The sequence below is a fragment of the Mycobacteriales bacterium genome (assembly GCA_036497565.1).
In the GTDB taxonomy this organism is placed as follows: Bacteria; Actinomycetota; Actinomycetes; order Mycobacteriales; family QHCD01; genus DASXJE01.
Genome location: DASXJE010000091.1, coordinates 20,902 through 33,227 on the forward strand (window position 1 = coordinate 20,902; position 12,326 = coordinate 33,227).

Genomic DNA, 12,326 nt, shown 5'->3' on the forward strand with positions numbered 1-12,326 from the left:
CATCAGGGTCGTTGTCTAGGCGGATTGGGACGTGGCACCGGTGGACGAAGACACCGCGGCCGGATTGTCGAGCACCTGCTCGACGACCAGACCGGCGGCCCCCCGGACCGCCGCGTCGAACCCGAGGGCCGACGCGGTCACCCGGCACCCGGCTGCGTCGCCGGCCAAGGCGAGCCGGGTCAGCTCCCGCGTCACGATGGGCACGATCCGGTCGGCGGCGCGGGCGAAGTAACCGCCGAGCACCAGTGCTTTCGGGTTGAAGAGGTTCACCAGGATCGCCGCGCCCACCGCGAGCCAGCGGCCGACGTCGTCGAAGGCACCGGCCGCGCGGGCGTCGCCGGCGGCGGCGCGGGTCACGACCTCGGCCAGCCGCTCCTCCGGATCGCGCGACGGGTCGATCGGGCGGTCACCGCCGGCCAGCGCGATCAGCCGGGCGAAGCCGATGGTGGTCTCCCAGCAGCCGACCCGACCGCAGCCGCACCTGGTGCCGGCCGGGTCGACCGGCATGTGCCCGACCTCACCGGAAAAACCGTCCGCGCCGCGCAGCAGCCGGCGGTCGACGATCACGCCGCCGCCGACGCCGATCTCGCCACTGACGTAGACCAGATGCGACGTTCCCGCCTCGGCTCCCTGCCAGTATTCGGCGAGCGCCGCGAGGTTGGCTTCGTTCTCGACCCGCACCGGGACGTCGTCGACGCCCAGCGCCGCCGCGATCCGCGCGCCCACCGGTACGTCGGACCAGTGCAGGTTGGGCGCGAGGACGACCTGACCGGCGGCGACGTCGACCAGACCCGGGACCGCGACGGTCACCCCGATCGGCCGCGCGCCGGCGCGGGACATCGCGGCGAGCGCGGACCGGCCCATCCCGGCCAGCCGGCGGAGGACGACGGCCGGCGTATGCGCGACCGCGTCGAAGCTCACCCGCCGGTCGACGAGCACCCGCCCGGCGAGATCGGTGGCGTAGGTGGCGAGGTAGTCGACGTTGACCTCGAGGCCGAGCACGCCGAGCCCGGCGCCGTCGAGTTCGATCAGCTGCGCCGGTCGGCCGACCACACCCTCGACGCGGCGGCCGGTCTCGCGGATCAGCCCGCGCGCCATGAGTTCGCCGACCAGGCTCGAGACGGTCGCCTTGTTGAGGGCGGTCTCGGCGGCGATGGCGGCCCGGGAGCGGGGGCCGTGATCGTGCAGCCGGCGCAGCACCAGCGAAAGGTTGTTACGGCGTACTGCCGCGGAGTCCGATCGGCCGCCGGGATCGTTCGTGGCCGCGGCGCGCTGCAGCCCGGACGGCCGAGGAGCGTCGTACTGCCCGCTCCGACCCATCCTGTGGCGCCTCCGCTCACGGTCGCTCGGCCATTTGGTCTGGTGGCCCAACAAACTATGGGGTCGGCGACGACGTACGCAAGGCCCGGTCGACCGGCCGCCCTGGACAAAACCCACTAGTAGTGGGTTTTGGGCACGTCCCGCGGCGTGTCGCCGTACAAAACCCACTACTAGTGGGTTTTGTCCAGGGACTAGTGCGATCTGGTCAAGAGCGGCACCGCGTCATCGCGCACCGACGCGTACGCCGACCGCACGGCGGTCGCCGACGGCGCCTCCGGGAGGGCCCGCGCGGGGACCGGCCACGCGGGCGGCTCCGCGCCGCCGCCGAGCACCCACGCCGCCTGCCGAGCGGCACCGAGCGCGACGTACTCCCCCGGCTCGGGTACCTCGACCGGAGCGCCGAAGATCGCCGGTGCCAGTGCCTGCACCGCGAGCGAACGGGCGGCGCCGCCGATCAGCAGCACGCGGCGTACGGCGACGCCTTCTGCACGCAGCGCATCGATCCCGTCGGCCAGCCCGCACAGCATCCCCTCCACCGCGGCCCGGGCCAGCCGCGCGGGCGAGGCGTTGCCGCGGGTCAGCCCGTAGACCAGGCCGCGGGAGTCGGGCAGGTCAGGGGTCCGCTCACCGTCGAGGTAGGGCAGCAGCACCAGCCCGCCGGAGTCGGGCACCGAGGTGGCCAGCTCGTCGAGGCGGGCCAAATCGACACCGAGCAGCGAGGCGACCGACGAGAGCACCCGCGCGGCGTTGAGCGTGCAGACCAACGGAAGGTAGCGGCCGGTCGCGTCGGCGAAACCGGCCACCGCACCGCTGGCGTCGCTGGTCGGCGCCTCGGCGACGGCGTACGCCGTCCCGCTGGTGCCGAGGGAGACCACGACGTCGCCGGCGGCGGCGCCGAGCCCCAGGGCGCCGGCCATGTTGTCGCCGGTCCCCGGCGCGATGCGGGCCCCGGCGGCGGTCTCACCGACCTGTTCGTCCGGCGCGGCGACCCGCGGCAGGTCGAGGTCGCGGCCGAAGGCGAGCCGGACCAGGTCGCCCCGGTATTCGCCGGTCGCGGGCGAGAAGTAGCCGGTACCCGACGCGTCGCCCCGGTCGGTCGTCGGCACCGACGCTCCTGCCGACAGCCGGCCGGTGAGCCAGTCGTGCGGCAGCACCACCCCCGTCGTACGCCGCGCCGAGTCCGGTTCGTGCTCGGCCAGCCAGCGCAGCTTGGTGACCGTAAAGCTCGCGAGCGGCACCGACCCGACGGCCTCCGCCCACTTCTCCGGCCCGCCGAACTCCTCGACCAGCGCGGTGGCGGCGGCCGCCGAGCGGGTGTCGTTCCACAACAGGGCCGGGCGGACGACCGCGCCGGACTCGTCGAGGGTGACCATGCCGTGCTGCTGACCACCCACCGCTATCGCGGCGACCTCGTCGAGCAGCCCGTCCGAGGCCTTGGTCCAGGCCTGCCACCACACCTCGGGGTCGATCTCGGTGGTGTCGAGGTGCGGTGCCGAGCCGCTGCGCAGCACCGCCCCGGTCTCGGCATCGCACACGAGCACCTTCGTGGACTGGGTCGAGCAGTCGACCCCGGCGACCAACGTCATGGCCGCCATCTTGCCGCGACCGCTCCGCAGCGGGCCAGCCAGTCACTGTCCACTGTGGACCAGGGAATCATCCGACGGCCGGAAAGGTCTGCTGCGCCTGCGCAATCAACTCGGCGACCCGCGCCTTCACGTACGCCGAGTCCTGCTCGGTCCCGCGGTCGTAGCGCACCTGCCAGAAGACCCCGTCCCGACCGGGCACCCGGCGTCCGACGACGCGCACTCCCCCGCCCGGCTCCAGCGGGAAGTGCTCGGAGTAGGCGACGCTGCGGGTGACCCTCGTCCGCACGACCGGCGGGAGTCCGCGTGGATCGGTCAGCTGCCACCGCAGCGGCGGGCCGTCCTCCACCACCTCGATGTCGGTGCCGGCGGCGGGAACGACCCCCATGTCGGTGGCGGGGATCACGGCGAACTCCGGGTCGCGCCAGGTCGCCTTGTCGACGCGGTGCCAGCCGAGCCGTCGGCGTCCGGCGGCCCGGTCCTCGACCGGTGGAACCGGGAGCCACAGCCCCTTCGGGGTCGCCGCGATCACCGCGTCTCCCTCGGCGGTGGCCCAGGCCAGCACGCGTTCGTCCCGGTCGAGTACGGCGACCACGTCGGCCGGCGGTTTGTCCCGGCGGAGCCATCTCATGCCCGACCCGCCCGCGATCGGCGCACTACTCGCCCATCCCCTGCTCCCGCAGGCCGCGGCGGTGCTGCTCGAGGGTGACCAACTCGCCGAACATCCGGCTGTACTCGTCGGCCCGCTCGACCGGGTTGATGCGCTGCACCCGCGACCGCAGCTGGGCGATGGTGCGGTCGACGGCGAGCTCCTGCAGCCGGGCGAGGTTGCGGACGACGTAACGCCCGTCCGGGTCACCGGAGGTGCGCAGACCCTCGACGGCGAGTTCCATCGCGACCGACCGGGTGACGTCGTCGGTGCACTTGTCCCGCACCTGCTCGACCCAGCCCGGTCCGATCGACGCGCCCTGCACCCCGCCGGCGGCGGCGATGGCCTCCCTGAGGGCGACGTAGACGGGGTGCGTGTAGGCGTCGGCGCCGACCGCGTCGAAGACCGGCCCGGCCAGGCCGGGGACCTGCATCGCGAGCTTCAGCGACTCGCGCTCGACCGCCAGCCGTGGGTCGTCGGCCCGGGGCCGCTCGACCGTCCCGACCGCGGCGGCGCTGCGCGTCGGCTTGCGGGCAGGCGCGGCCTTGCGGTTGGTCACCTCGGCGACCCGGCGCAGGATGAAGGCCTCGTCCAGCCAGCCGAGCCACCGGTCGAGCGCGACGGCGTAACGGTCGCGCAGGCCGCGGTCCTTGATGGCGGCGACGATCGGCGCCGCGGCGTCGAGCGCGGCGAGCCGTCCCTCCGTCGTGTCGAGGTCGAAGTCCTCGATACGGCTGCGGATCGCGAACTCGAACAGCGGCTGGCGCCGGGCGACCAGGTCGCGCACGGCCGCGTCGCCCTTGGCCTGACGCAACTCGCACGGATCGAGGCCGGACGGTTCGACCGCCACGAACGTCTGCGAGGTGAAGCGCTGCTCGTCGTCGAACGCGCGCAGCGCGGCCTTCCGCCCGGCCGCGTCGCCGTCGAAGGTGAAGATCACCTCGCCGCGGAACGAGTCGGAGTCCATCAGCAGCCGGCGCAGCACCGTGATGTGCTCGGACCCGAACGCGGTGCCGCAGGTCGCGATCGCGGTGGGTACGCCGGCCAGATGGCAGGCCATCACGTCGGTGTAACCCTCGACGACGACCGCCTGCCGCCGCCGGGCTATCTCCCGCTTGGCGAGGTCGACGCCGTAGAGCACCTCGCTCTTCTTGTAGAGCGGGGTCTCCGGGGTGTTGAGGTATTTCGGGCCGTCGTCGTCGTCGAAGAGCTTGCGAGCACCGAAGCCGACCACGTCGCCGGGCAGCGACCGGATCGGCCAGACGAGCCGGCGCCGGAAGCGGTCGATGTGCGAGCCGCTGCGCGCCTGCAGCGACAGTCCGGCGGTCACCAGTTCCCGCGTGGTGAAGCCGGCGGCGAGCAGGTGCTTGGTGAGCACGTCCCAGCCGCCGGGTGCGAAGCCGCAGCCGAACGTCTTGGCGGCGTCGGCGTCGAAGCCGCGGACGGCGAGGAACTCGCGGGCCGGCTTTCCGTCGGCGGCCGCGAGCTGCTCGGTGTAGAAGGCGGCGGCCGCCAGGTTGGCCGCCAGCATCCGGGCCCGCTCGCCGCCACCCGGCCGGGTCGGTGCCGAGCCGCCCCGCTCGTAACGCAGGGTCACCCCACCGCGGCCGGCCAGCCGCTCGACGGCCTCGAGGAAGTTGAGGTGCTCGAGCCGCTGGATGAAGTCGATCACGTCGCCGCTCGCGTCACAGCCGAAGCAGTGGTAGAGCCCGACGCTGGGCCGGACGTGGAACGACGGCGTCTTCTCCTCGTGGAACGGGCACAGCCCCTTCAGCGAGTCACCGCCGGCGCGACGCAGTGCGACGTACTCCCCGACCACGTCGGCGACCGGCGAACGGTCACGGACCGCCGCGATATCTGCGTCAGGGATACGGCCGGGCACGTCGGGAGTCTAGTCCCGCGGCTAGCCCGCCAGATCCTCCAGCGGCACCGACGGATCGGCCAGTCGCGCCCGGTCGACCGGCGCGCCGGACCGGATCGCCGCGACGATCGGATCGGTGACGTCCCAGATGTTGACGTTCATGCCGGCGAGGAGCTTGCCGCCGCCGACCCAGAAGGCGAGGAACTCGCGGCCCTTCACGTCGCCGCGGAACACCACCTCGTCGTAACCCTCCGGCCCGACGTAGCCGGAGTACTCCATGCCCAGGTCGTACTGGTCGGAGAAGAAGTAGGGGATTTTGTCGAAGGTCACCGGCTGGCCGAGCATCGACTTGGCGGCCGCGGGGCCGCCGTCGAGCGCGTTGGCCCAGTGCTCGACCCGGACCGGGTCGGCGTAGAGCGGGTGGTCGGCGCGGGCGACGTCGCCGGCGGCGTAGACGTCCGGGTCGGCGGTGCGCAGTGCCGCGTCGACGCGGACGCCGTTGTCGACCGTCAGCCCGGCCGCCTCGGCCAGCTCGGTCGCCGGCCGGATGCCGACGCCGGCGACGACGACGTCGGCCGGCAGTTCGGTGCCGTCGTCGAGCACAACGGTCTCGACCGATCCCGAGCCGCGGATCTCGCGAACGCCGGACTTCAGGTGGAAATCGACCTCGTGCTCGCGGTGCAGGTCGGCGAAGACCTGGGCGACCTCGTCGCCCAGCACCCGGCGCAACGGGAGGGTGTCCATCTCGACGAGGCTCACCGCGGCGCCGCGGGTCCGGGCCGCCGCGGCGATCTCCAGGCCGATCCACCCGCCGCCGATGATCACGACCCGGCTGTCCGGCTTGATGTCGGCGTTGATCCGGTCGGAGTCGGCCAGCCGGCGCAGGTAGTGCACGCCGGCGAGGTCGCCGCCGGGCACCGGCAGGGTGCGCACGATCGAGCCGGTGGTGAGCAGCAGCTTGTCGTAGTGCAGCCGCTCCCCGCCGTCGAGCTCGACCTCGTGCGCGCCGGTGTCGAGGGCGGTGACCCGGGTGCCGAGCCGGAGCTCGACGTTGTTCCGCTCGTACCAGCCGGCCTCGTGGACGTAGACGCTGTCCCGCTCGGCGTTACCGAGCAGCAGATCCTTGGACAGCGGCGGGCGTTCGTAGGGGCGTTCGGTCTCCTCGCCGATCAGGACGACGCGCCCGTCGAATCCCTCGTCGCGCAACGTCTGCGCCGCCTTGGCGCCGGCGAGACTGGCTCCGACGATGACGAACACCGCGTCCTTCGGCATGGACCCTCCCCTGATTTCACCGGTCAGTGACGATGCTGATCATCCTCGGCGTACCGGTACGTCGATACCCCGGGGCAGCTTGTCCTCGTCCCAGTCGAGCACGGCGAGCGCGGTCTGGAACGCGTATCGATCGGTCATGCCGGCGACGTAGCCGACCGCGGCACGCACCGCATCATGGCTGCCCGGGTCGGCGGCGACGGGCTCGGGCAGGGCGTGCGGCCGGTCGGCGTAATACTCGACCAGGGCGCGCAGCACCGCGACGACCGCGCGTCCCTGGGCGACCGACTCCGGCCGGGTGTAGATGCGCCGGTAGTTGAACTCGCGCAGGGCGGCAAGTGCGGCCGCGGGCTCGGCGCGCATGCCGACCACACCGTCGTCGGCGATGCAGTCGACGAGGGCGCCGACGAAGACGGCGAGCTGGCGGCCCTGCGTGTCGCCGCACACCTCGCGCACGACGGGCGGCAGCGCGTCGACGGCGACGATGCCGGCGTGTACGGCGTCTTCGAGGTCGTGCGCTGTGTAGGCGCACCGGTCGGCCCAGCTGACCACCGCACCCTCCGGCGTCGCCGGCGGCGGCCGCGACCACGAGTGGTTACGGATGCCGTCGAGGGTCTGCGCGCACAGGTTGAGCGGCTCGAGAACGACCGCGCCCCAGACCGCGTGGTCGTAACCCTCATCGAGGAAGAGGTCGAACGCCTCCTCGCTGGCATGCCCGCCCGGGCCGTGCCCGCAGTCGTGTCCGAGCGCGATGGCTTCGGTCAGCTCGACGTTGAGGCCGGTCGCCCGGGCGACGCTGGTCGCGACCTGGGTGACCTCCAGCGCGTGCGTGAGCCGGGTCCGCTGATGATCGGCCGGGTAGACGAAGACCTGGGTCTTGCCCGCCAGCCGGCGGAACGCCGTGGAGTGCAGGATCCGGTCGCGGTCGCGTTCGAAGCAGGTGCGGTCCGGGTCGGGCTGCTCGGCGCGGGCCCGGTCACCGGCTCCCACGGCGCTGGTGGCGCCGGGCGCGAGCAGCCGGCCGGCGAGGGTCTCCCGCTCCTCGCGCCGCAGCCGGGGACGTGGATCGAGATCCGGTCCCGGCTCGCGATGCGCGACCACGATGCCGTCCGGGCGGGCGGTGCCGGTCATCGTGGCCGCCCATGCCTCGGAGCGGTCGGAGCGCTCAAGGTCGTCGTCGGAGTGGTGCACGCCCCGATTCTGCTCCCGCCCGCCGACACCCCCGTGATCAAGAGCGGATTTCGGCACGAAACGCCGTACGAATCCCCTCTTGATCACCGTGGGGGCGGGAGGTGACGGCGCGCGGCGGGTGGGCGAGACTGCCGGGATGGACGACTTCGACGCACCGCGGCTCGCCGACCTCCGGCAGCGGCGCAGTGCCAAGTGGCGGGAGTACGGCGACGCCCTTCCGGTCTGGATCGCCGAGAGCGACGTCCCGCTGGCCGAGCCGGTCGCGCGCGTGCTGCACGAGGCGGTCGACCGCGGTGACACCGGCTATGCGCACCCCGACGAACTCCGCGAGACGGTCGTCGGCTGGATCGGCCGGGTCTACGGCTGGCGGATCGCGACCGACGACGTCCTCGTCCTGCCGGACGTGATGACCGGCGTCGCGGAGGTGCTGCGGGTCGTCACCGGGCCGGGCGACGGGGTGGTCATCAACACACCGGTCTACCCGCCGTTCGCGGCCACCGTGGCGCAGGTGGGCCGGCGGGTGGTCGAGGTACCGCTGCTCTCCGACCCGGGCGGCTGGTCGCTCGACGTCGACGGCCTGGAGCGGGCCTTCGCCGGCGGCGCCCGCGCCTATCTGCTGTGCAGCCCGCACAACCCGGTCGGTGCGGTGTGGCCGGCCGACGTTCTCGCCGCTGTCGCCCGCCTTGCCGCGCGGTACGACGTCACGGTCCTCGCCGACGAGATCCACGCGCCGCTGACGCTGCCCGGGGCCGACCACACGCCGTACCCGCTGGTGAGCTCCGAAGCCGCCGATCAGTCGGTGCTGCTGACCTCGGCGTCCAAGGCGTGGAACCTGGCCGGTCTGAAGTGCGCGGTGGCCGTCGCCGGGTCGCCGCGGATGCGGGCCGCGCTCGACCGCACCGACCCGCATCTCCGGTGGGGCGTGGGACACCTGGGTGCGCTCGCGATGATCGCGGCGCTGCGCGACGGCTCGGACTGGCTCGATGGACTGCTCGCCCACCTCGACCGCAACCGGGCGCTGCTCGGCAAGTTGCTGGCCGAACACCTGCCCGGCGTCGGCTACCAGCCGCCGCAGGCGTCGTACCTCACCTGGCTCGACTGCCGCGCCCTCGACCTCGGCCCCGACCCGGCGGCAGCGTTCCTGCGGTCCGGCGTCGCACTGAGCTCCGGACCCGACTTCGGTCCGCCCGGCGAGGGCTTCGCCCGGCTCAACATCGCCACGACGGAAGCCCTGGTCGAGGAAGCGGTACGCCGCATGGCCCGCGCCGTCGGTCCGTGACCGCCTCCCGTCTTCCATGATCGTGATCGGATAAAGCCGCGAAACGCCGACGGAATCCGATCACGATCATGAAGCGGGCGAGGTCAGACGGCGCTGGGGCCGGCTTCGGAGCTGGCGTGGAACAGCCGGTAGTAGAGGTAGGCCGCGGTCTCCCGCACGATGTAGCGCAACTCGGTGCCGCGGGTGCGTACCGCGGGACCCTCATGCGTCGGTGACGTACTGGCCTCGATGCCCTGGTCGGTGGCCATCGTCTGCGACCGCAACTCGTGCCAGGGATCGGTGACGAGTACGGCGCTCTTCCAGCCGTTCTTGGCGAAGACGACCCGGGCCGCCTCCAAGCTCTGCAGGGTGTCGTTGCCCTTTCCGACGGCGACGACAGCGGAGGCGGGTACGCCGCGGTCCTGCAGCCATTGCGCACCCGCGCCGGCCTCGGTGAACCGGTCGCCGGGCTGCTTGCCGCCGACCGTCACCACGCGCGGCGCCACGCCTTCCTTGTAGAGCGTCAGCGCGTGCTGGAGCCGGAACGCGAACACCTCCGACGGGCGACCGTCGAACTGGGACGCGCCCAGGACGACGATCGCGTCCGAGTGCGGCCGCTCGTCGGCCCGGGCCACCTGCCACACCCGGAACACCGTCGAACCGACCACGAGCGCCACGGCCAGCACGATGGCGCCCACCGCGCGGCCGAGCACGCCTCGAACGGTCACCGCCGGATCACCCGGAGGGTCACCGGCTGTCCGAGCCTCCGGACTCCACGACCGCCCGACCGGCCTCCAGCCGGGCCACCGGGATCCGGAACGGCGAGCAGGACACGTAGTCGAGCCCGACCTCGTGGAAGAAGTGCACCGAGTCCGGGTCGCCGCCGTGTTCGCCGCAGACCCCGAGGTGCAGGTCCGGACGCGCCGCCCGGCCCTCCTCCACCGCGATGCGCACCAGCCGGCCGACACCGTCGCGGTCGAGCGACTCGAACGGCGAGACGCCGAAGATGCCGAGCTCGAGGTAGCGGGAGAAGAACGACGCCTCGACGTCGTCGCGGGAGAAGCCCCAGCCCATCTGGGTCAGGTCGTTGGTGCCGAAGGAGAAGAACTCCGCCGACTCCGCGATCTGCCCGGCCGTCAGCGCGGCCCGCGGCACCTCGATCATCGTCCCGATCAGCGCGGGTACGTCGACGCCGCTGGACTCCGCGACCTCGCGCAGCACGCCCTCGGTCTCCTCCTTGATGACCTCGAGCTCCTGCACCGCGCCCACGAGCGGGATCATGATCTCCGGCCGCGGGTCACCGCCGGCCTTTTTGCGCTCGACCGCAGCCTCCGCGATCGCCCGCACCTGCATCGCGAAAAGGCCGGGGATCACCAGGCCCAGCCGCACACCACGCAGACCGAGCATCGGGTTCTGCTCGTGCAGCCGGCGTACGGCGTCGAGCAGCGTCTGCTCCCGGGACGCGTCCTCGCCGCGCTCCTCCGCGAGGGCGACGCGCACCGACAGGTCGGTGAGGTCGGGCAGGAACTCGTGCAGCGGCGGGTCGAGCAGCCGCACCGTCACCGGCAGCCCGTCCATCGCCGCGAAGATGCCGATGAAGTCGTCGCGCTGCAGGGGAAGCAGCGCGCCGAGCGCCTTGTCCCGCGCGTCGTCACCCTCGGCCAGGATGAGGTCCTCGACCAGCTGACGGCGATCGCCGAGGAACATGTGCTCGGTGCGGCACAGGCCGATGCCCTGGGCACCGAACCGGCGGGCCCGCTCGGAGTCCTCCGGGTTGTCGGAGTTGGCCCGCACCTTGAGCCGGCGCAGGTCGTCGGCGTGACTGACGAGCCGGTGCACCGCGGCGACCAGCGGGTCGGCGTCGGCGGCGAGGGTGCCCTCGAAGTACTGCACCACCGGGGACGGCTGCACCGGCACCTCGCCGAGGAAGACGTCACCGCTGGTCCCGTCGATGGAGACGACGTCGCCCTCCTTGACGACGATGCCGCCCGGTGCGGTGAACTTGCCGCCCTTGATGTCGACTTCGAGCTCCTCGGCGCCACACACGCAGGTCTTGCCCATGCCGCGCGCGACCACCGCCGCGTGCGAGGTCTTGCCACCGCGCGAGGTCAGGATGCCCTGCGCGGCGATCATGCCGTTGAGGTCGTCGGGGTTGGTCTCCCGGCGTACCAGGATGACCTTCTCGCCGTTCTTGGCCTGCTCCTCGGCGACGTCGGAGTCGAAGACCACCTTGCCGACCGCGGCACCAGGGCTGGCATTCATGCCCTTGGCGATCTTCTGCCGGTCGGCCTTCTCGTCGAACGCCGGGAACATCAGCTGCGCCAGCTGCGCACCGGTGACCCGGGTGACGGCCTCGTCCAGCTCGATCAGGTTCTCGTCCACCAGCTGGGTGGCGATGACGAACGCGGCGGCCGCGGTGCGCTTCCCGACCCGGGTCTGCAGCATCCACAGCTTGTTGCGCTCGATCGTGAACTCGATGTCGCACAGATCGCGGTAGTGGTTCTCCAGCGTCGACATGATCCCGATCAGCTGGTCGTACGCCGGCTTGTCGATCCGCTCGAGCTCGGTCAGCGACAGCGTGTTGCGGATGCCGGCGACGACGTCCTCGCCCTGTGCGTTCTGCAGGTAGTCGCCGTAGATGCCCTGATTGCCGCTGGCCGGGTCGCGGGTGAACGCGACGCCCGTGCCGGAGTCCATGCCGATGTTGCCGAACACCATGGCGACGATGTTGACCGCCGTACCGAGGTCGGCCGGGATGCGCTCCTGCCGGCGGTAGAGGATCGCCCGCGGCGCGTTCCACGAGTCGAAGACCGCGCGCACGGCGAGGTCCATCTGCTCGCGCGGCTCCTGCGGGAAGTCGCGGCCGGCCTGCTCGCGCACGATGTCCTTGAACGTCGCGACCAGCTTCTGCAGGTCGTCGGCCTGCAGGTCGAGGTCATTGGTGGTGCCCTTGGCCTTCTTCGCGGCCTCGATGGCCTCCTCGAAATGCTCACCGTCGATGTCGAGCACCGTCTTGCCGAACATCTGGATCAGCCGGCGGTAGGAGTCCCACGCGAACCGGTCGTTGTCGGCGATCTTGGCCAGGCCCTGGACCGACTTGTCGTTGAGCCCGATGTTGAGGACGGTCTCCATCATTCCGGGCATGGAGAACTTCGCGCCGGAGCGGACCGAGACGAGGAGCGGGTCGTCGGCCTG

Annotated in this window: 9 protein-coding genes; 1 reads left to right on the forward strand and 8 read right to left on the reverse strand. The window is 72.3% G+C overall.

Going from position 1 to position 12,326, the window contains the following annotated elements:
- Positions 1-15: 15 nt before the first annotated feature.
- From VGH85_08285 to VGH85_08310, 6 genes are all read right to left on the reverse strand, one after another.
- Positions 16-1,320 carry an ROK family transcriptional regulator gene (locus VGH85_08285; protein HEY2173794.1) on the reverse strand — a complete coding sequence of 435 codons (1,305 nt, stop codon included), beginning with the start codon at positions 1,318-1,320 and terminating at the stop codon, positions 16-18.
- Between the two features lie 191 nt (positions 1,321-1,511).
- Complete coding sequence (xylB, locus tag VGH85_08290; GenBank protein ID HEY2173795.1) at positions 1,512-2,906, reverse strand: xylulokinase; 1,395 nt, start codon at positions 2,904-2,906, stop codon at positions 1,512-1,514.
- 67 nt (positions 2,907-2,973) lie between these two features.
- Complete coding sequence (locus tag VGH85_08295) at positions 2,974-3,534, reverse strand: hypothetical protein (protein HEY2173796.1); 561 nt, start codon at positions 3,532-3,534, stop codon at positions 2,974-2,976.
- 25 nt (positions 3,535-3,559) lie between these two features.
- Positions 3,560-5,434 carry a DNA primase gene (dnaG, locus tag VGH85_08300; protein HEY2173797.1) on the reverse strand — a complete coding sequence of 625 codons (1,875 nt, stop codon included), beginning with the start codon at positions 5,432-5,434 and terminating at the stop codon, positions 3,560-3,562.
- A 21-nt stretch (positions 5,435-5,455) separates the two neighbouring features.
- Positions 5,456-6,685 (reverse strand): FAD-dependent oxidoreductase, encoded by a 1,230-nt coding sequence (locus VGH85_08305; GenBank protein ID HEY2173798.1) that lies wholly within the window; start codon positions 6,683-6,685, stop codon positions 5,456-5,458.
- A gap of 39 nt (positions 6,686-6,724) precedes the next feature.
- Entirely contained in the window at positions 6,725-7,873 is a 1,149-nt protein-coding gene (locus VGH85_08310) for an HD domain-containing protein (protein ID HEY2173799.1), read from the reverse strand.
- Between the two features lie 136 nt (positions 7,874-8,009).
- Here VGH85_08310 and VGH85_08315 point away from each other — a divergent pair, with 136 nt between their 5' ends.
- The gene (locus VGH85_08315) at positions 8,010-9,152 is read left to right on the forward strand and encodes an aminotransferase class I/II-fold pyridoxal phosphate-dependent enzyme (GenBank protein HEY2173800.1); all 1,143 of its coding nucleotides are present in this window, start codon (positions 8,010-8,012) and stop codon (positions 9,150-9,152) included.
- A gap of 83 nt (positions 9,153-9,235) precedes the next feature.
- Here the strand turns inward: VGH85_08315 and VGH85_08320 are convergent, their stop codons facing one another.
- Both VGH85_08320 and ppdK read right to left on the reverse strand, forming a co-directional pair.
- Positions 9,236-9,859 (reverse strand): YdcF family protein, encoded by a 624-nt coding sequence (locus VGH85_08320; GenBank protein HEY2173801.1) that lies wholly within the window; start codon positions 9,857-9,859, stop codon positions 9,236-9,238.
- A 19-nt stretch (positions 9,860-9,878) separates the two neighbouring features.
- Positions 9,879-12,326: pyruvate, phosphate dikinase (gene ppdK, locus VGH85_08325; GenBank protein HEY2173802.1), on the reverse strand; the 2,448-nt coding region annotated here is incomplete at its 5' end.